Source organism: Chryseobacterium sp. R2ACT005 (assembly GCF_049949215.1).
In the GTDB taxonomy this organism is placed as follows: Bacteria; Bacteroidota; Bacteroidia; order Flavobacteriales; family Weeksellaceae; genus Chryseobacterium.
In genome coordinates, this window is the sequence record NZ_CP188192.1 from 954,306 (window position 1) to 976,407 (window position 22,102).

A 22,102-nucleotide genomic window follows, 5' to 3' on the forward strand; every position below is an offset into this window, starting at 1 on the left:
TGTTGATTCATAGGCTATACGGGAGCTAGTGTTGAATGTTCCTGTACAAAATTCTCTAATAATTCTACTGCCTTATCGTTACCTCCGGCAAGGGTAAATGTGTTTCTTACTTCCTGAGCAGCAATTCTGTATTTAGGATTTTCCAACAGTTCAAAAACGGTTTCACGAAGCGCATCTACACGCAGTCTTTTGTATCGGATACTGATTCCGCAGCCTGCCTGTTCAATCAGTTTTGCAATATGGAAATGATCATAAGCAATAGGGGTGATCAACATTGGTAATCCGTTTCGGAAAGTATCATTTACGGTATTGAATCCACCATGGCAGATCACTATGTCCATTTGCTGCATCACTGCAGATTGAGGAACAAAACTGTTCACAATAAAATTGTCCGGCCATTCTTCAAAAATTTCCGGTGGAGTAGCGGCAATTACCGTAACTGGCTGGTCTTTAAATGCGGCGATGATTTTTTCAAAGAAAGCTTTTCTGATGTCTACCAACAATGTCCCCAATGATACAAATATCTTTGGAGTGGTAGAAGCATTCAGTTTATCCCAGTCAAATGGTGCATCGTTCGGACGGCCTTTTACCGGACCTACGAATTTCATATGAGACGGAACCGTTTCAAAGCCGGCAAAGGCCTGTGATGTAAACACCATATTCAGTTTGTGAGAATGGATATAAATTCCTTCCTCATGAATGCCTACTTCTTTTTGTAGGTCTTTGATCAGGTTTTGCTGCCATTCCCAGATTTTCGGAGCACTTTTTTCCGTATCTCCCATCACATCCGGTGGAACAGGTGTTGTCGTTACACAAGGAATATTATTTTTGTGAGCGAAAAGGGCCCCTCCGAAAGTGATACAGTCATTCACGATAACATCCGGCATCCAGCTTTCAGTAAGTCTGTTAAGTCCCGGCATCATCATTTTAGCGAAAGGAACATACGTTTCTTCCAGTGCCAGTTTCATCACTTCAGGTCCTGAACAGGCTGGTCCGTCATCCTGTCTCTTTAAAATACGGGCAATTTCCTCCTGATACGGAACAAGATCTTCTTCAGGATAGAAATAAGAACCTCCTTCCGGAATATGTTTGCTGTCTAATGGGGTAATTCCGAACCATTTTACTTCGTGGCCACGGGCAATTAAGCTTGCTCCCACACTTAACGTAGGGCTCACATGTCCGAAAAACGGAGGAACTACAAATAAAAATTTAGACGGTTTTTCAGGTTTTGAAGTTTTCAATATTGCTTGTTCCAATAAGTTGGCCGCTGTAGTAGAACCTCCGGCTTCTACAAAAGATTGTCTCACTTTCTGAGCTGCTTCTTTATAGCTCGGATTGTTCAGAACCTGCTGTACAGCTTCTCTAAGATGATTTCCTTTAAATCGGTTAAAATTAAGACGTTCACCCGCTTCTGTACGTACAACACGTCCTGCAACGTGTGACTGGTCATAGGCAATAGGGATCACTACCAAAGGAATACCGTTGGATAATGTTTCAGATACGGTATTGTGACCTCCATGGCAAACCACACCGTCAAGATGAGGTAACAGATCCAATTGTGGAACCTGCTGATACACCATAAAGTTATCCGGCCATTCCTCGAAAAGTTGAGGATCGGAAACCACTACAACGGTTAGATCTTCATCTTTAAAGGCATCAATTACCTTTTGGAAGAATGCTTTTTTATGATCATGATCGAAGGTAGTCCCAATGCTTACCAGGATCTTTTTGTTGTTTTTGCTTTTTAATTTTTCCCAGTCAAATTCACATGAAACACGTCTTTCTGTAAGAACGGGTCCTGTGAACTGATATTGAGAAGGCAGATCATCCATTTCACCAAAGAAATAACTGGAAGTCAGAACAAGGGTCAACAGGTCTGAAGTCGCCAGAGAACGTTCCTCCTGAAAGCCCAGTTCTTTCTGTAAATCAATGATCTGATTCACTTCCCACTCGTGTACCTTAGGCAGTTCATTCATAATTTTAATGGCGGCCGGAGCAGTAACGGAAGTGGCATAAGGAATTCCCAGCGTTTTAGCAGCAACAGGGGCTGCAAATAACTGGTGGTCTCCGATAACCAAATCAGGCTGATATGTTTTCAGTAAAGCAATAATTCCCTTATAGCAATGTCTGTTCAGCGGAATAAGAACCTCTTCATAAAGGAACTTCACGCTGTCTATACCATACACCACTTTTTTAGAAATAATATCGAGATATTGTTCACTTTCTTTCTTTTCTTCGTCGGTCTGATCGTATTGGATCAGTAATAATTTTCCTCCCTCCGGAAGTTTAGCCTCTAAAGTCGGGTCAAGGCTGATCCAGGCTACTTCATGTCCTCTTTCCAAAAGAGTAGCACCGATGCTTAAGGTAGGATTGACATGTCCTGTCAATGGTGGAACTATAAATGCAAATTTAGCCATGGTTTTGTGTTAAAATTTTAGATAAAAATTGAGCGATTGTTTCCGCAATCAGATTGGGTTCCTGAATAGGAATATTGTGATCGCCCGGAATTAATTCAAGTTCAGATCCGCTGATTTGAGACTGAAGCCACTCTCCGGTAGGTCTGCAGTTGGAGTCAGCGCCATAAAGCAATAAAGTAGGAGCCGCCAATTCATTGAAACGGGCTTCACCAAGGAAATGTTTTTCCCTGATCATATCTGCTTTAATGGTGGTCTGATTAAACAGAAATTCATACATACGGTGGTTCTTTTCCATTTGTCTTTTACCCATCTGTACTTTTGTGGTATCTGTAAAATTGGCGACATAATGCTCAAGAAATTCTTTGCTGTATTCATCAATGATGTTACGGGCTTTTTCGTCCTGAGGATCCGGAGCTTCCGTCACCACGAGCTGATTCACGCGGTCAGGATATTCTAAAGCTGTTTTCAAAGCAATAAGACCTCCGAAACTATAGCCGACAAGGTGTACTTTTTCCAGTTGAAGGTGATCTATTAAACCTATCAGATCGGATGACATGGTATCAAGGTCGTACCCATCCAAAAAGCGTTCACTCATACCGTGGCTTTTCAGATCGTACATCACTACATGGAAATGCTTCGCCAGCACAGGGGCAATATTAAAATAATAAATGGACAGGTTACTGAACATACCGTGGATAAGTACCACGGTTTGTTCGGCTCCTTTGTTGAGTTCCTGTATATGAACTTGTCTGTTATTGACAGTGATTATTGGCATTCGTAGATATAATTGATGATCATACTAAGGTCAAGATTAATAAGCTGGTCAAGATCCATAGAAGATAACCAACCTGTAAAGTCGATCTGATCGCCAAAATGTGCTTTGATCTTTTCAGAGAAAGAGACAATCTCGATGCTGTCCATTTCAAGATCTTTAGTGAATGAACTTTCAGGAGTAATGTCCATTTCTTCTACGAATTCAGCACCTATCACTTCAGTAATAAAACCTTTTAATAAAGTAAAAAGTTCTTCGTGGTTCATTTTTAATGTTGCGTTTACAGTGTCCATCCGATAATATAATTTTTATGTTTAATAGTTTTGATTTCAATGTTATTGATCCACAGGTGATCATCTTTAATAAGTTCGACTTCGAAAGCTTTAGGATTTCCCTTCAGTCCTGTTCCCATGAATTTTCCGTAGGCTTCCTTGGCTACCCAGAAACGGGTGGTCCATTCTGCCTGGTCTCTGCCTTTTAATAAGGCTAATTCATTGTTTGTAAATACCAGATCATAGAATCCTTCGCTGCGTTCTTCCATGAGTTCCATATCGATTCCTACAGATTTGCCATATCTCGCAATTCCCACGGCTTCTTTTCCTTTATGAGCCAGAGAAATATGAATGTCTTCTGTAAAATCACTGATGAGGTAAGGTTTTCCTACTTCATCGGAACGGATTTCAAAGGTGATCGGGAAGCAGGCATGATTTTTTTCCTGACGGAGAAGGTTTCTTACAGCATCTTTCACCGCTACACGGCTTACCATCCAGTTTTTCTTCTTGTTGGGTAATAACTTTTGGTGATGCTGTTTTTCCGTCTGGTTGAAATATCTTTTCAGGATAAAATCCCATGAAGCCACTCTCGTATACGCCTGGTGGAAAAAGAAAACTTCAGGAGCAATCTCTTCCGAAAGTCTGTTGTGCAGCGGTGACATGGAAACATTCCATAAGGCGGCATCAATTTCCAGTCTTCTGTTTTGCCAGCCGGTAATGGCACACCATACTTTTCCGTCTCTTTTCAGGATGATATCTGCGATGGCAAATTCATCATTAAGCTCGGTCAGCATACAGGTGCATTCAAAAATACCTTCCTGATCATGCATATCGCCGAAGAATTCAATATCTCTGATTTTTACAGGAAATGCAATACGGTCTTTCACCAATGTAAGCTGCAGCCAAAGTCCGAATAACTGTCCTGCGTTATCCAGTAAAGAACCTTTACCGCCATTTCCTTTTATTTTTCCGATAATTCCTTTGTCTCCAACGGCTGAAACTTCAGTGATTCCCTGGTATTTGTCTCCATGGAACATGTGCATGTCATAGATTTCTTCAGGGGTTCTTTCGATAGGTAAAAGATTACCAATGGAAATATTGAAAGTTGGTGTTGGAACAGAAGCAGATTTTAAAACGACTTCTGCATTGGCAAAATTCTCAATATCCAGATAAGCGTGGTTGGGTGATCGCCATTCTCCTTTTACTGTTTTTTCAAAAGGTTTGGCAACGTTCATCCATTGGAATACACTTACGTTCATGATTTTATGAACCAATGTTCCCGGAACTTCAGCTTCTGCAATTTCAGCAAGCTGTTCAAAGATCATGGTCATCGGAATTACCGGTTCCATATCCGCTACATGAGCCCATCCTTTAGGCTGTCTCAATAAACTGTGGTCAATCAGGTAAGGATGACTTTCCAGGGTTACATACAGGTCTTTTGAGAAGGTTGTACTTCTTGGGGCTTTCGGAGCAACATGTGCTGCCGGAGCTGCAGGGCGCTGGATTGTGATCTCAGGACGGTTCTGGAATAAAGTCAATACTTCTTCCTGCATGCGGATCATATCGGCAACATTATCCTGGAATGCCTGTACCAGCGGATGGCCGCTTTTGGTGGCAATAGATGAAGCAGTTGCGGTATATTGTTTTGGGGCATCAAATGATTGAGCCAACGCTTTAACTTCTTTAAAATTACGGATAATAGGCGAACCTAATTCCAGTTTAATCCCTTTTCCTGATACTTTTTTCGTGTGATTCTGAATCTCTAAAAAGTCAAGCGCAATGGTTTTTCCCTCTACAAATAATGAAGCGACCACGCGTTGTAACTGCGCTAATGCAGAACGGGTAGGAACACTTGAAGCAATCGTACTGAATGCTTTTCCTTTTAAAGTATCATCAATAAACCCGATCAATCCTCCTGTACCCACCTGAATGAATACTCTTGCGCCTTCTTCGTATAATGTATCGGTCAGTTCACGGAAACGGACAGGCTGAACCAAATGTTCTGCACTCAGTTTTCTGATTGCTGCCTGATCCGAAGGATAAGGTTCTAATGTTGTGGCTGACCACAATGGAATTTTTGTCTTCTGGAACTGCGCTTTTTCCATTCCTGCAAGGATGACATCCAGTTTATCGGCGATAAAAGGAGAGTGGAATCCTGATTGGAACGGCAATACCTGATGGAAAATCTGATTGGCTTTTAACAAAGGAACCAATTCATCCAACGCAGCATTACTTCCACAAAGAATCACCTGATTAGGACAATTGTCATTGGAAATATAAAGATTTGAAATTTTAGTGATAAAAGGTTTTATAACGTCAATTCCGGCTCCTATGGCGATAAACTTGGAGTCTTTTAACTCAAAAGTTTCAGGATTCAGCACATCAATTAATGCTTTTACAGAATTGGCTTCGGCTAATTCGGATGAATATCCTGCCAGCCATTCTCCTAAACTGTGTCCGGCATTCATATCCGGGATAATTCCCAGTTTTTTCAGTGAATTATCAAGGATACTGCAGTTGTTGAAAATATTTAATGCATCAGTTAAAAGACCTTCACCTTCTGTTTCGATAGGAGCTGTTAATCCAAAATAACGACTAACGCTTTCTACTTCACCTTTTGCAAGACCATCTAAGCCAGGAAATACAAAGGCTACTTTACCACCATCCTTTAATAATGGGGTAGAGGTGTACCAGATATCCTGCTTGTTTTTCCAGATGATATTTTTGGAAACAATTTTAATGACTTTTTCTACTCTTGCAGGTGTTGGGTCGAATATAGCCACTCTGAAATCTCCTTCACCAATGGCTGTTTCATTATTTTGTAATGCTGAAAGCAGTTGTTCATGAGTAGGTCTGGCCAATATCAGCACCTGATCTTTTTTAGGCATATCATAGCCTTCAAGAACTACGTGTGCATTGATTCCTCCAAATCCGAAAGCATTCACAGCCGCTACTTTTGGAAGTCCTGTTTTTGACCAGTTTTTGGCTTCCTGTACAGGCTCAAACCTTGTGTTCTGCATCTCTGCAGTTGGATTCTCACAATATAATGTTGGCGGCAAAGTATCATGATGCAATGCCAGACAGGTTTTAATTAATCCTGCAATCCCGGCAGCCGGCATAGCATGACCGATATTGGACTTTACAGAACCAATACCTGCCACCGGAGCAGCTTCTTCTTTTCCGAAGAATTGAGCTAAGGTCTGAAGTTCTGTTTTATCTCCAAGGGGCGTTCCTGTGCCGTGAGCTTCAAGATATCCCACTTTATTTTTATCTAAATCAGCATTGATCCATGCCTGTTCCAAAGCTTTTAACTGACCTTTCACGGACGGGCTCATCACGCTGGTTCCGGTACCGTCACTGCTTACTCCAATCCCTTTAATAACAGCATAGATTTTATCCTGATCGCGAACGGCGTCTTCTAATCGTTTTAAAACGACAAAACCACAACCTTCACCGATCAGTAGTCCGTCAGCATCCATACTGAACGGCTTGATCTGCTGTTGACGGGACATGGCTCCCAGCTGGGCAAAAATACTCCAGAAGGCAGCGTTCTGTCCTGTGTGTACTCCTCCTGCAATCATGATGTCGGAACGTCCTCTCTGAAGTTCCTGTACAGCATGGTCTACAGCAATCAAAGCAGAGGCACAGGCTGCATCTACAGTAAATGCGGCACCGCCTAAATTGAAACGGTTGGCGACAAGGGAGGCTACAAGATTAGGAATTAATCCCATAGCAGTATCTGCTGCAAAACGTCCTTTGCGTTCCTGAAAAGCATGTTTTACCTTTTCAATGTCAGAAGAAGACACATGAGGCAGTAATTCCTGCAGTAACGAAGAAATCTGTTCTCCGGTTCTTACAATTTCAATAGCGCGGGTAGCTCCCGGACCGGTATAGTTTCCTTTACCGATGATGATTCCCGTTTTTTCAAGGGAAATGTTCTTTTGAAATACACCTGCATCTTCCAGTGCTTTCTGCACCAGATCAAGGGTAAGCAAATGGTCAGGTTCCGTTCCCTGAACAGCCAATGGCAGAATACCAAATGCTGTAGGATCGAATGTGTAATCAGGGATAAACCCTCCGCGCTGACAGTAGAAACGGTCAACGGGACTTGTTGCATCACTGAAATGAACCGGATCTATCCGATCAGCCGGAGCCAGCTCGGTAGAATCGACTTTATTGACAATATTCTGCCAAAAAGTGTTGGCATCCTGTGCCCCGGGAAAGACACAGGAAAGGCCAATTACAGCAACATCTGTTTTTTTCATATTGAATTTATGCAGCGTTTTACCAATTATTTCCTGACATGATCAGCACCTGGCTTTCAGTTCCATATTTGATCTCGTTAAGAAAGATTTCTTTCCCTTCATCCAAAGGAATCATGGATATTCCTCTGCGTTCATATTCTGATTCCAGGGTGGAAGAGACCATTCCGGCTCCTTTCCAGGGTCCCCAGTTGATAGAGATTACTTTTCCTTTTAATCTTTTGTTTAAAGCATTCGCGTAATCATCCAGTACACTGTTGGCAGCAGCATAATCTGTCTGGCCTTTGTTACCGTATACGGAAGCAATGCTTGAGAACAGAACTACAAACTGGCAGTCTGTACGAAGCTGTTCAGCCAATACACGAAGTGGTTTCACTTTGGTATCGAATACACGTCCGAAAGAACTTGTCGTCTTTTGTTTGAATAGTTTATCTTCTAAAAGACCTGCTCCATGGATCACTCCGTCCAGACGGTTGTATTTTTCGTAAATACTGCTGATCAGATTGCTTAATCCTTCTTCGTCACAAAGATCCAATGATTGGTAAATAATGGTATTTCCAAGTTCTTCCATATCACGGATTGTGCGTAGGATCTGATTGTTTTTGAAAATCTTCGTCGTTTCTTTTTCTATTTCTGCAGGAGAAGTGAATTGTCCGGATCTGATCAGGAAACCTCTGATTTCCTCTTTTGTTTTCATACTTTCAAATTCTTTAGCAGAAACTTCATTTCTAGGATCTGCAGATCTTCCTACCAGAATATAAGTACAAGGATACGCCTGAGACATGTGTTTTGCCAATTCTGCAGTGATTCCCTGTGCACCTCCCAATACCAATACCACAGATTTTTGATCTAATTGAATTTGAGCTTCACTCAGACTCGTTGACAATGGGGAAGGAATGATATCTACTCTGTGTCGTTGGTCATTTTTGTAAATGATCTCAGCAGGTTTATCATTTGTAAGGATTTCCTTTAATGTAATTTCAGCAATCTGATCTACTTCCTGAGGAGTACTCAGGCTGATCAGTCTGCATGTTGTATTATCAAATTCTCTTGCTAAGCTTTTGAAAAGTCCCGGATATCCCTGATGGTGGCGTAATATACTTACATCAGTGATTTCCTGAAGATGAGCCGTGATGTCTGAAACTAGGTATACCCATTTAGCTTTATCAAAATCCAGTTTTTTGATCAGATCTACGTGATCGATAATGCTTGGTTTGTCAGTTGCCGAGAATAGGTCTAACATAATTAATCCGTCAATGTTTGAAAGATCTTTTTCTGTATCTACTATTTCTACAATTGCGCCATGTTTTTCCAGAGCTTCTTTGATCGCTGAGGTTTGTTTTCTTTCATCCTGAGTAATTGCGAAACGTTTTCCCTGCAATATTTCTGTGTTTTGTACTAAAGAAGCGTCAGTAGGAGTGATATCAAAACGAAGACGTGAAAGTACATTTTGAGTTGGTTCTGCAATGTTTGTTTCCTTGGTTTCGCTGTTTGTTTCGTTCGCTTCACCATTCATTTCGTTGATCCAGCCTGCCAGACCACGAAGTGTTTTAATTGCAGCGAGTTTTTCCATAACATCATCAGCCTGTTCAAGGTTTTGACCAAAACCGATTTTGGTTTTAAGATCACCGATGATTTCCATACGTTTGATGGAGTCTATACTCAAATCCGCTTCCAGATCAAGATCAAGACCTAACATTTCTTTTGGATATCCTGTTTTATCACTTACGATATTCAGAATAGCATTTTGAAGGTCTTCAAGAGAGAATGCCGGTTGAGCTTGTGGTTTTGAAGCTGTTGATTCAGCTGCAGATCCGTTTTTTTCAGGGGCAGCAGTTGTTTCAGCTCCTGAGAATTCAGTAAGCCATGAAACAAGACCACTTAAGGTTTTTATTCCTGCTAATTGCTCCATAACAGTATCTTCACTGGTGTTTCCGTTACCCAGAGTTCCAAGTTCGTTACGAAGTGTTCCGATGATTTCAACTCTTTTAATAGAATCAATACTTAAGTCAGCTTCCAGGTCCATTTCCATACCCAGCATTTCCTGAGGATATCCTGTTTTATCACTTACCACCTGTAGTAATAGGGATTTGATATCTCTTGAAGGGGCCTGTTTCACAGCAGCAACGGCTACGGGTCTTTCCTGTTGAACAGGCTGAGCCGGAATGGTAGATATTGGCTGATGAGCAGGAGTCTGTACTGGTGAATGATATACAGGAGCAGGGAACGCCTGAGGATTCTGTCCCATAAAGGAAAGCATCACATCACGCTGTGCCTGTATCATTAATTTCATGCTGTTTAAATATTCCTGCAGCATACGTTCAGCAGTAGACTGAGCTTCAGTTGCAGGGGGTTGTGGATTATTAGTAAAATTGTTCATGGGAATAGGGTTTATAAGTGGTAAAGCACCATTAGATGGCAGATTACCATGAGTTGGGTGGGCAGTTTGCCCGTTTACACGCCAGATGGCAGGGCTTTTCTTGTAAAGCTCAGGTTGGTTAAGATCAATTACCTTAACGCTTCGGCCATCAAAAAGTTTATCGATACTGAAGCTCCGGCCTGTTCCTAAATATTGTGCCAGCATACAAAGAAGATGGCTGAATTTATTACGGCTGTTGTCTTCAACATATAAGGTCAGCTGATCTTTTTCAAGGCAGGATTTGGTTAATCCTGTAAGGACTTTTCCTGGTCCTACTTCGATGAATATTCTTGCACCGTCATTGTACATCGCCTGAAGCTGTTCTACAAATCTTACAGGCTGTACCAGATGATCAGTAAGTCTTTCTTTTATTTCTGATGGATTCGACGGATATACCTCAGCTGTAGTATTAGACCAAACAGGAATCTGCATTTCCTGGAAAGGAACATCTTTCAATACCTGAGCATATAAATCCTTGGATTTTGCCAATAATGGGCTGTGGAATGCACACGCAACTTCCAGTTTTTTAGCAGAAATACCTTCCTGTTTAAGAACTTCCAGTAATTTATTGATCGCTTCAGTACTTCCTGCAATGACACATTGAGCAGGAGCATTGAAGTTTACCGGATAACATCCTTCTACTTTTGCAATAATCGGCTGTAAACGTTCCGCTGTAGCACTTGCAGCCAGCATTGAACCAGGATCTCCACCTTCTACTGAGTCTAAAATAGACTGAGCTCTCTGAACACTTAAGTCAACCAGTTTATCTTCTCCAAATACCCCGGCAAAGCATAAAGCAGGTATTTCACCATAACTATGACCTGCCAGCATATCAGGAATAATGCCTAATGATTCTAAGAATTTAGCCAGTGCAAGGTCTACAATTCCTAAAAGAGGTTGCGCTAAACGGGTATCTTTAATGGTTTCTTTTTGTTGTTTTAAATCAGCTTCATTAAATGTTTTAGATGGGAAAACTACTTTTTCAAGTTCAGGATACTCATCAATAATCTTACGCATAGCAGGGAAAACGACGAATAAATCACGAGCCATATTAATTCTCTGGCTGCCCTGTCCTGGGAATGTGAAGGCTACTTTACCTTCTTTCTTATTCACAGTAAAGGTATCTTTTGTCTCAATCCCTAGTAGTACTAGTTCAAGCTTCATCATCAGATCTTCAGCGGTGTCTGCAACAATACTGAACTGGATTGGTTTTTCTGAACTGATGCTTAAACTGTAAGCAAGATCTTTTAATGGAATGCCATCATTGATTTCTAATAAAGCTTTAATCTGGCTCGACTGTCCTTTTGCTTCTTCGTAAGTCTCTCCACGGAAAACAAACAGTTCTGAAGGCCACGATTGCATTGCGATTGAATTATCCTGTTTAGGATGATTGGCAATTACCGTATGGAAGTTCGTTCCTCCAAATCCAAACGCACTGATTCCTGCATACCGATTTTTCTCCGCCCACAATCCACTTTCTGCATGGAAGGCAAACGGACTGGTTGCTGCATTATAATAAGCATTAGGCTGCTGAAGGTGAAGGGTAGGTGGTTTTACCCCGTGATATACGGCAAGGGACGCTTTGATTAATCCTGCTAATCCTGCCGCACATTTTGTATGCCCGATCTGTGTTTTTACAGAACCTAAATGAGTCTGTCCCGGTAATGCCCCTGAACGGCTGAATAAATTAGTTAATGCACTTAATTCAGTTTTGTCACCGACTACAGTTCCTGTACCATGAGCTTCTACAAGACCTACGGAAGCAGCACTGATACCAGCCTGGGAATAAGCACGTTCCAACGCTCTTACCTGGCCTATCTGTCTTGGAGCAGTCAATCCCAGAGCTTTTCCGTCACTGGATCCGCCAACTCCTTTGATCACCGAATAAATACGGTCACCATCGCGTACTGCGTCTTCATATCTTTTTAAAACAAGGATAGCGATACCTTCTCCAAGGGCAATACCATCTGCATCACCATCGAATGTAGCACATCTTCCTTTTCTGGAAAGAGCATGAGTACTGGAGAACATCAGGTAATCATTGATTCCGTTGTGTAAATCTGCTCCTCCGGCAAGTACCATATCGGATTTTCCTAATACAAGTTCCTGGCAAGCAAGATCTATAGCCGCTAATGATGAAGCACAAGCAGCATCTACGGTAAAGTTTCTGCCACCAAGATCCAGTCGGTTTGTGATTCTACCTGCAATAACATTGGCAAGAATACCCGGAAATGAGTCTTCTGTGGTATGTGGGAAGGCTTCTTTTACTTCTTCGTGAAGTTCTCCGAAAACCTGCTTATAATATCCTCTGAAACTATAGCTGTTGGCAAGATCATTTCCTCCTTCAGCACCTATAATAACAGAAATGTTTTCTCTGTTGATGTGTTTTTCACCATATCCAGCATCCTCCATTGCACGCTTGGCAACCAATAAAGTTAACAGCTGTGTAGGTTCAATGGCCGCAAGAGATTGTGGCGGAATTCCGAATGCCAATGGATCGAAATCAATTTTAGGAATAAATCCACCCCATTTGGAGTGAGATACATCCGGTCCGTCAGAATCCGGGTGGTAATACAATTCTTTATTCCATCTTTCATCCGGTACTTCGGTAACACTGTCTTTTCCTAAAATAATATTTCTCCAGTATTCATCAAGGTTTTTAGCACCCGGGAAAATACATTCCATTCCTACGATAGCGATATCCAGAGGTTTTTCTGTAGAAACCGGCTCTTCCGGTAACACTGCATCCTGAATATGCTCATAGTTGTCTACAACACTTTGATGCAGAGCCGCTAATGAGATCACACGATTGTGCATGGTAGCTACCTGCCCAATCATATACATTCCTAAGTCTAGTTGGTCATCTTTAGGAATATTGACAAGTTGATCACCCTGACGCTCTATACCTTTAGCCGCAATTCTTAAACGGCCTACGTTTAATTTCTCGAGCTGTTCCCACACTTGTTTTTTATCCATTCCTGCAGCAAGAAGCTTTGCTTTTTCTGTATTGAAATGGTGGGCAAATGCTGTATTTAAACAACGGGTTTCATGTCCGGGAGCTGTTTCCAGTAGAACTGTATCTTTTGCCTGCATAGCCTGCGACTGAAATTCTTCCTGAATGGCTCCGGTCTGTACAGCTTCATTGGTATAGAGATAAGCGGTTCCCATCAATACACCAATTTTTACTCCTCTTGCAGCTAACGGTGCAGCCATGATAGAAACGAACGCAGTTGAAAAGGCGTTATGAATTCCTCCTGCAAAAAAGACACTGATGTTTTCAGGGTGTTCTTCTTTTAAGATACGTTCAATTTGTTTTTCCCAAAGAACCACACTTGAAAGGGGACCTACATGGCCTCCGCACTCACGCCCTTCAAAAATGAAGTTTCTGGCACCTTCTTTCAGGAAAATATCCAGAAGGGCAGGGGAAGGAACGTGTAAGAATGATTTTATTCCGGCTTTTTCAAATACTTTAGCCTGGGCTGGTCTTCCGCCTGCAATTAAAACGACAGGAGGTTTAGCTTCTAATATATATGATGTCTGTTCATCTCTTAATTCCTGTGGTGCGAATCCCAGGATTCCTACACCCCAGGTTTTTTCACCAGCCAGTCTTTTAGTATCCATTACCAGAGATTTTGCAGATTCTCCTTTCAATAAGGATAAGGCAACAAAAGGTAATGCTCCGGCATCTGCTACTGCATTCGCAAATGACGGTACATCGCTTACACGGGTCATCGGACCTTGAGCGATAGGATAACGAAGACCCAGTTCCTGAGCTAAAGTGTTGTCTTTATCAATTACTTTAAGTGCTTTTGCCTGCTTTAGGTGTCCATACATGGCTTCTTTGAATCCGAAAACCATTTTTTTCAGGGTTTTGAAATCCTCATACAAATCTGTTGCCAGCGAAATGTCTTGTCCCATCGGGATATAACATGTACTGAGGTCCAGACCAGTGAAGTACTGTTTCAGATCTTCAGCTGTTGTGTTTTCTGGTAATGCAGGTGAATTGGGTCTTACCAATACACGATGGTTAGCAATCACCTTAGTTTCTGTACCATTCAGTTTTGAGCAGACTTCTTTCAGTTCGTTAGGAACTGAACTTTCAGGAAACAGAGCCAGCTGACTGTCCAGTACAACTCCTGTTGCTCCCAATGCTTTTGATGCCGCTGCGGTATGGAGACCTATTCCTCCCTGTACCCACACCGGAATGTTCTGAATTTCTTTGATCACACGCTGAAATAATACAAACGTGGATTCATAGCCTACCCATCCACCTGCTTCATTTCCTTTGATAATGATTCCTTCTGCTCCTGATTGTTCAGCTTGTCTGGCTTCTTCCAAGCTGCTTACCTGATAAATAGCAGGCAGATTGATGGGCTTCGACATTCCGAACGGAAGGATTGCAAACCTTACTTTTTCAGGAATTTGGAGAGCGGTGAAATTGTCATTAGAAAAATAAATACCATACGATGGTACGTCTATCTGATCAAGTTGATGTAACGCTTCCTGTGCAGTCGTTATTTCATTTCCTAAACTTAAAACGGGAAATGCACCCGCCTGGTGTAGTTTAGGGATAAGGTTAACGTCTGGTTTTTCAAAAGGCGTCAGTCCAATAATGGTTAAGTTTTTCATGGCGTGATAATTATTGAATGATAGCAAGAGATTCATAACAAAATGTAAGGCCTTTCGGTATTAAGGCGATCGCTTTTGTTACGATATAATAAAATTGGTTTTTGTTAAATCTTTAATGATGTATGTGTTTTTATGGTAATTATTCAAAAATCTATTGTTTGTTAATAGATTGCATGATATAAGGTTGGTATCCGGTTTTTCAAAAGGCATTAGCCTGATTTTGGTCAAGTTTTTCATAGCATTTACGGTATAGGAATAGTTAATGATATTTCATATCAGAACACGGATGCCATTAGTATTGATGGTGTTTTTCTGTTATGAGTGAATAAAAATAATAAAAATGTATATATTTTTTAATCATAAATACAATTTGATAATTATTTATTAATATAAAAATATCAATTGTTCATATGTTATTAAAATATATTTATTGTTTATTTATTCTTAGAAACATGCCGGTACAATCTTCTCAACTTAAATTATAAATAGTTATAGTTAAAGAAATGTTAAGCAAATATAGGAATAAAAAATAAAATATTTCAAAAACAAGAGATTTGTTTTTGCATATATTACAAAAAGATAATATAGAATGAATAAGGTTCCGAAATGTAAAAATTGCCTTTATCAATCTGATAAAACAGCAAAGCGAATTTAAATAAAATTAATCAATATATTGTGATTTAATTTGAATTATTTATGAACTTTCTCTATCTTTTTGATAAATAAATAGATAGAGAATTTTAAGAATAATTAATATATCTTTCCGAAATTCATAAAAAAACAGTAAGTGTTTGATATACTTACTGTTTTTTTTATAGGTTTGATGGTTGAGATGTTTCTGATGAATAAGCCTTTTAAAGATTATTGGATAATGTAATTTTATTATCCGGTGAACAGGCTTTCAAGATTTAAAATATACTTAATCCGTATTGTTTTGCAAGATCTAAAATCATGTGATATCCAGCCAGTGAATTTCCATGTTGATCTAAAGATGGACTGAATACACCAATTCCTATTTTTCCGGGAACACTTACGGTAATTCCGCCTCCGACACCGGATTTACTTGGAAGACCTACGGTTCTGGAGTATTCACCACTGAATTCATACATTCCGGCGGTCAGCATCTGTGACTCCACCAATTTTGCTATATCTGCATTCTTATAAGTGGCATCTCCGTCAAACCTTACACATTGGTTGGCAAAGAAATAACCGATTTTTGCAAGATCTTCAGCGGTAAGCTCAATAGAACACTGCTTGAAATAATTATCCAGCTGATCTTCATTTCCTGAAATCAGTCCACTGTTTTTCATGATGTAAAACATACCCCGGTTACGGTGTCCGGTTGCTTTTTCAGATTCATAAACAGATTTGTTATACTCAATTGTCTGATTTTTGGTAATATACCTTACCATATCCAGAATCTTAAGGAAAGGTTTCTCGCCGTCTCCTGAAATTAACGAAGTAGTAAGAATAGCTCCTGCATTCATCATGGGATTGAGCGGTTTGCCTGTGGTCTCAAGGTTTGAAAAATGGTTGAAGGGTTTGTCAGAGCCGAAATATCCCATCTTGTCAAAAATATGCGCTTCTCCTTTTTCGTTTATAGCCACCATTAATGATATGATTTTGGAGATACTCTGCATCGTGAATTTTTTACTCACATCTCCGGTGTTGAATACTTTTCCATTTTTATCTACTACTGAAAACGCGACAGCTTTAGCGTCCATTTTTCCCAGTTCAGGAATGTAATCTGCCACTTTGCCCTGTGTATAATAAGCTCTGTTTTTTTCCAGAATAGTGTTTAATGTTTTTTCTGAAATTGTTGAAATGTCTGCCGGTTTCTGAGCGTAAACTATTGTGTTTAAGGAAAGAAAAGCTGCGGTACAAATTCCTTTTGCAGAAAATAAAAAGCTGTTGTTTTTCATAGGGAAGATCTTCAAATAAAATGTTTATGATAAGCCTCGAAAAACAAAGATAAAGTTTTTTAACCTTGTTGGCAATTCTCCTTTATTGTGCCTTAGGATATCATTCTGGTTTTGGATGTGTGTATTTGTACAAGAAGGTTGTGAGGTCAAGATGTATGAAGATTATTTGAAGAATAATGAATGGATGAGAAGATTGTTATTTTCATCTTTATTAATGTTATTAATTTTAATTTAAATGTATTTTTTTTAGTAGAAAATAAACATATTTCTCTTTTGGTAATGTTTTTTGCTTTTTAATAAATTAAAATTTAGAATTTTATTTGGTTTATGATGGTCTTTAGCTGTAAAAATTAAGATGCGAATAGATTTTTTTATATAACTAATAGAGTGGTGAAATAACATATAAACATGAATTTATCTATATCGTTGGGATTCAATTGTAAAATTATGTTATTTTTTCACTATTAAATGATTTTTGTATTAATTTTTTTATTAATTTGACAAAAAAATTAATAACTTTTTTAATAACTATGAAAAACAACACCTATTTTGGTAGGGAGCACATCTTTAGATGGCTTCTACTATGTTGGCTTTTGGTACCTTGGGTACTGCAAGCACAAGCTCGAATTACATGGACCGCTCAGGTCGGATGCCAGGAATTCCGTGGCGAAAAAGATGATCAGGTTCCAGACAATGGAGTCGCCTTTTCCTACATCAATTCATCCCAATGTCTGCGTGTCTGTGAGGCATCAGCTGTCACCTATGAGGTGCAGGGACCTAATGTTTTTGGTGTACAATGGACGGTTTCCGGAGGAACGGTAACTACTTCCGGACCTGCGAATACCATAGCCAATGTAGGCTGGGGATCAGCAGGTAACGGATCTCTGCAGGCTGTCATCACGTACAATGACGGAACTGTTGAAACTCAGACTATCTGTATCGTGAAGATCAACAGACCGATCGCAAAATTTGAATTGATGAATTTGGGCGATACGGTATGTAAAAATACGACGATCTATTTTGATAATCTTTCCGAACAGAACGGAGGGTCTGATATCATCAATTACTTCTGGGATTTTGGCGATGGTACAACTTCCACAGCTTTTGAACCATCTCATTTGTATGCTAATCCTGGAAATTATACAATTCAATTGACCGTAACCAACAAGTGCGGCTGTCAGGATAAAATTAAAAAACAGATTAAGGTATTAAAAGCAGATCCTGTACAGATCAACTGTGCCTCTGTAGTATGCGAAGGAAGTACTGAAAAATACAATGCACAGGATGGATGTAACAAAGGACAGTGGAAAGTTATTGGTGGAACAATTGTTAACACTAACGGTAACGAAATTGAAGTGGTTTGGGATCAGGTAGATCCGCTTGATGGCTTCGGATATGTAATGTATATGTCTGATTGTGCCTGTCCTGAATGGACTACGATCAAAATTCCTGTAGTTTTAAAGAATGCAAAAGTTAAAGGGCAGGAAGTGATATGTACCGGCAGACAGTACACATATTCAATTCCTCAATGGCCTACAACGAGCGTTCAATGGAATGTATCAGGTCCTGCAGGAGGGCAGCTGACAAATACCCAGCAGAGAAATGAAGTTGTTTTCTCAGCAAGTCAGCCAGGTACTTATCACCTTACAGCTAATTATTTCAATACTTTATTGACTTGTGAAGGGCAGGCATCTATTGATATTATAGTAGAGGCGCCGGTAGTGATAAGCGGAGGTGTAGATGAAATATGTGCAGGAACAAGCCAAGGATTTACAGCCTCGCCTAATATCCCTGTTATCTGGAAAGTAACAACAGGAAGTTCTACTTATACTTCTCCTGTAATGACAGGAATATTTAACTACAACTTTGCGACAGCAGGAACTTATACTGTTACAGCTACCAAGCAAGGTGGAGGTTGTGAAAGTAATGCAAGAATTATTAAGGTATTACCAATTCCACAGGCTCCTAACGGAACAATCTCCGGAGAAACAAAAGTATGCCCTGGAAAACCTTACGTTTATACCATCAGCTCAGTTGACTCGGGAATGGTACCGGTTTGGAGTGTTACCAACGGAACTATTCAGGGAAGTAATGCAGGTCCTTCTGTAACGGTTATATTTAACGCTGGCGCTACATCATATACAGTGTCTGCACAGAATAAATCCATCAGTAGTGCAGAATGTCTTTCGGCTCCAAAATCGTTCAATGTAACGAAACTGGATCTTAGTACGATTGTTATTAATCCGAATTCAGGGCCTTTCTGTCCGAGCAGCACTCAGAATTTCAGTGCCAATCTGAATGGAATTGTTCCGGATTTTATGGAATGGTCATTTGCGAGCTCTAACTTCGGAAGTGTTATCGGAGGGCAGGGTACAGCTAATATTACGGTAAATTTCAACGAAATTTCTTCAACAAGTACTACAGATTTGATTTTAAAAGTAGTGAAATGTGGAGTGACGAAGATTATCACTATGCCGGTATCTTTAATTACCCTTCCGGTAGTGAGCTTTACAAATGTTGGCGGAATTTGTTTAGGATCAAACCTTACTTTCACTGTAAATCAGGGAACCATTACTTCGGCTACAAATGTGACTTTCACTTTTCCTGGCGGAACGTATACTACAGCCTTCAACCCTGCCGGAATTTACAGTTTCCCGAATAACGGATATATCCAGAACAATTCAGGAAATAATATTTCTCAAACGGTTACTGTAACGTATACAGGTACGAACGGATGTAATTATAAGCCGACAGCAAGTGCTAACTTTATTGTATACCCTGAAACCATCATTACCGTTTCTCCGGTGTATAATATTGCGGTTTGTGATCCTACAACGATGACACCGTATACGCTTACGGCTAATAGCTCTACCGGGCTTACGAATATTATTGCATGGCAGTGGTATAAAAACAATGGTCAGATAATAGGGGCAACTACCAATTCATACACGATATCAGGTGCCGGTGCTTTTGGAACTTATAGAGTAGAGGCTATAGATATTAACAGTTGTGTGGTTTCTTCTCAGAATATTAATGTGACCCAGTCTTGTCCGAGCAGTGGAAGCTGTACAACAGACCCTCAGATTAACTTCGTTCCGGCATGGTCAGCTTGTAATAACATTACAGTTTCAGGTTTAACTTATAATGGAGTTCCGGATGAAATCCAATGGTTGTCAGATACTGTACTTACTTTAGTTTCCGGCCAGGGAACAGCTTCACCGGTATATCAGACTAATCTTGCAGGAGCACACATCGTTTTTGTACGTCTGAGATACGGTTCATGCTGGTACAGTAAAGGAGTGGAGGTAAGAAAGAACTATGAACCTAAATTCAATATCAGTACAGTGTGCAGCGGAAACGGATATAATGTAACGCTGTTCAACACTTCTACCATATTTGAAATCAATCCGGGGTCTGTTACGTATACATTTACTTCACCGGGACAACCTACTCAAACAGGACAATCGGCTACTTATAATCTGGCACCAGGTACGTATACATTTACCATGACAGTGTCTGCACCAGGGAAACCAACATGTACGACTACGCAGACTATTACATTAGATCCGATTCCTAATACGGCCTTCCTGGTTCCGGCATGGTTATGTGCACGTTCACCTATTACGTTCAGTCCAATAACATATGTTTCAGGAAATACGTATACCTGGATCTTTGATGGTACATCTTATGTTACAACAGGACCGGATGCTACAATAACATATAATACGGCAGGAACAAAAACAATTCAGCTGAAAATTAAAACACCTATGGGATGTGAATATACTTCTGCTGTCATTGATGTAAATGTGAAAGAGGCTACTCTTGACGGTGATATAGCGCCTCCTGTTCTTGTTGCGTGTATGGGAAGTGCTCCTAATATCGTATTTACCAGTACGCTTGGATCTCCAAGTCAGTATATCTGGATGAATGGTTCTCAACCTGTGTCAGGAGCACCAAGTTCTCCTGTGTTCACTCCAACACAATCTGGTAACTACTGGCCGGTGCTAGTATCATCAGATGGATGTAGAACAAGTATTATGAGCACAAAAGCAATACCTGTAACACTTAAAAACCCTCCATATGTTAACATATCCGGAACGGCTAATATTTGTGAAGGGTCTTCAACAGTACTTACCGGTATTGTAACGGATAATACATTGGAATATCAATGGAAAAAAGGAAATTCGGTAGTCGTACCATGGACTTCATCTCCTTATCCGATTGCTTTGAGCACAGGACCATTAGCTGCAGGTACCTACATTTATACGCTGGAAGTAAGAACACCAGGTGCATCAGGATGTACAAGCAGTAAAAGCTTTACAGTTACCGTAAATAGCCCACCGGCACCAATTTCGGTAACATACAATATGGCGAATTGTCAGCCTTATGAGGTTGTGCTGACTGCATCAGGACCGTCTGCAGGAGTTTATAACTGGAGCAACGGAATGACAGGTCAGTCTATCACTGTAAATGAAGGTGGTGCTTATCAGGTTATTTACACTGCACCAAGCGGATGTAAAGTAGTAGGCAACACGCAGGTTCCATTAAGCCTTGAGAGTCTGATGTGGGTGTTCCCAACAGGATGCTATGATCAATGTCTTAGAAAGAATTATATTATAGGGCCTAAAGGAATCTTCGATCATCATGAGTGGCAGTTGTTCGGAAATAATATCCAGAGCGGAAACAATGATTTCATCTATCCGTTATATATTAGTACTCCTGGAACTTATCAGCTTCAGATCGATCATTTAGGATGTCAGTTTACTTCCGGAACCATGAATTACTATCCAGGTAAAGAATGTGGATTCGAAACAGAATGTAAGCTGGAAGCGAGTATTAAAGACATGAAATGGGTTGGAGATCACTATAATGTTTATGGTGTAATCTACAATGGCGGAAGCCAGCCTATAAGTCTTACGGTTTCAAGTCTTAATGGATTTGGAGTTTATATTCCATCCATTATTACTATTCCTGCAGGCGGGGTATATGATATGAACGCTAATCCATTGGCATTCTATCCAAACTCAAGCTTCCAGGGTACTGATGAGATCTTATTCTCAAATGAAACCTGTAAGTTTACTACCAAAGCGGTAGATCCTAACTGGATGGGTATGAGAAGTGCAGGAAGAAGTGTGATTGCTGCTTCGGTTTCTTCTCTGAAAATGATACCAAATCCTGCTAAGGAAAAAGTGAAAATCTCGTATAATACAGGTAATGAAAAATTACTGGCAAAACAGGTTACGGTTTTTGATGCCATGGGCAATGTCAAATTCCGTAAGGAACTGAAAGCGGCTTCCGGAGAGGTTGACGTGGAAGTTACCAGCTGGCTGCAGGGTGTTTACATTGTTATTGTACAAACGGGAGACACATCATTACAAGGAAAACTAATTAAAAATTAGTAGCTTATCA

At 40.3% G+C, this 22,102-nt stretch carries 7 protein-coding genes; 1 reads left to right on the top strand and 6 read right to left on the bottom strand.

Annotated elements, in window-relative coordinates:
- Positions 1-14: 14 nt before the first annotated feature.
- The 6 genes from ACPF63_RS04485 to glsA all read right to left on the bottom strand — a co-directional run bounded on the left by ACPF63_RS04485 (position 15) and on the right by glsA (position 16,693).
- Positions 15-2,417, bottom strand: a complete 2,403-nt coding sequence (locus ACPF63_RS04485; RefSeq protein WP_426482121.1) for a glycosyltransferase — start codon at positions 2,415-2,417, stop codon at positions 15-17.
- Positions 2,410-3,192: an alpha/beta fold hydrolase gene (locus tag ACPF63_RS04490; protein ID WP_426482122.1), complete on the bottom strand. Its 783-nt coding sequence runs from the start codon at positions 3,190-3,192 to the stop codon at positions 2,410-2,412. Before ACPF63_RS04490 ends, ACPF63_RS04485 begins: the two co-directional genes overlap by 8 nt.
- On the bottom strand, positions 3,183-3,482 hold the full coding sequence (locus ACPF63_RS04495) for an acyl carrier protein (protein WP_002977699.1): 300 nt from the start codon (positions 3,480-3,482) through the stop codon (positions 3,183-3,185). Before ACPF63_RS04495 ends, ACPF63_RS04490 begins: the two co-directional genes overlap by 10 nt.
- Positions 3,470-7,726 (bottom strand): beta-ketoacyl synthase N-terminal-like domain-containing protein, encoded by a 4,257-nt coding sequence (locus tag ACPF63_RS04500; RefSeq protein ID WP_426482123.1) that lies wholly within the window; start codon positions 7,724-7,726, stop codon positions 3,470-3,472. The genes ACPF63_RS04495 and ACPF63_RS04500 overlap by 13 nt, the downstream gene beginning before the upstream one ends.
- A 19-nt stretch (positions 7,727-7,745) precedes the next feature.
- The gene (locus tag ACPF63_RS04505; RefSeq protein WP_426482124.1) at positions 7,746-14,771 is read right to left on the bottom strand and encodes an SDR family NAD(P)-dependent oxidoreductase; all 7,026 of its coding nucleotides are present in this window, start codon (positions 14,769-14,771) and stop codon (positions 7,746-7,748) included.
- Positions 14,772-15,679: 908 nt separating this feature from the next.
- Positions 15,680-16,693, bottom strand: coding sequence for a glutaminase A (glsA, locus tag ACPF63_RS04510; protein WP_426482125.1), 1,014 nt, complete (start codon positions 16,691-16,693; stop codon positions 15,680-15,682).
- 530 nt (positions 16,694-17,223) lie between these two features.
- On the opposite strand from glsA, the gene ACPF63_RS04515 reads away from it, so the two are divergent.
- Positions 17,224-22,092, top strand: coding sequence for a PKD domain-containing protein (locus tag ACPF63_RS04515; protein ID WP_426482126.1), 4,869 nt, complete (start codon positions 17,224-17,226; stop codon positions 22,090-22,092).
- The last annotated feature ends 10 nt before the right edge of the window (positions 22,093-22,102 follow it).

Bases quoted from the DNA above. Each gene is read 5' to 3' on its own strand.
- ACPF63_RS04485 (WP_426482121.1), bottom strand. From the start codon at position 2,417: ATGGCTAAATTTGCATTTATAGTTCCACCATTGACAGGACATGTCAAT.
- ACPF63_RS04490 (WP_426482122.1), bottom strand. From the start codon at position 3,192: ATGCCAATAATCACTGTCAATAACAGACAAGTTCATATACAGGAACTC.
- ACPF63_RS04495 (WP_002977699.1), bottom strand. From the start codon at position 3,482: ATGGACACTGTAAACGCAACATTAAAAATGAACCACGAAGAACTTTTT.
- ACPF63_RS04500 (WP_426482123.1), bottom strand. From the start codon at position 7,726: ATGAAAAAAACAGATGTTGCTGTAATTGGCCTTTCCTGTGTCTTTCCC.
- ACPF63_RS04505 (WP_426482124.1), bottom strand. From the start codon at position 14,771: ATGAAAAACTTAACCATTATTGGACTGACGCCTTTTGAAAAACCAGAC.
- glsA (WP_426482125.1), bottom strand. From the start codon at position 16,693: ATGAAAAACAACAGCTTTTTATTTTCTGCAAAAGGAATTTGTACCGCA.
- ACPF63_RS04515 (WP_426482126.1), top strand. From the start codon at position 17,224: ATGAAAAACAACACCTATTTTGGTAGGGAGCACATCTTTAGATGGCTT.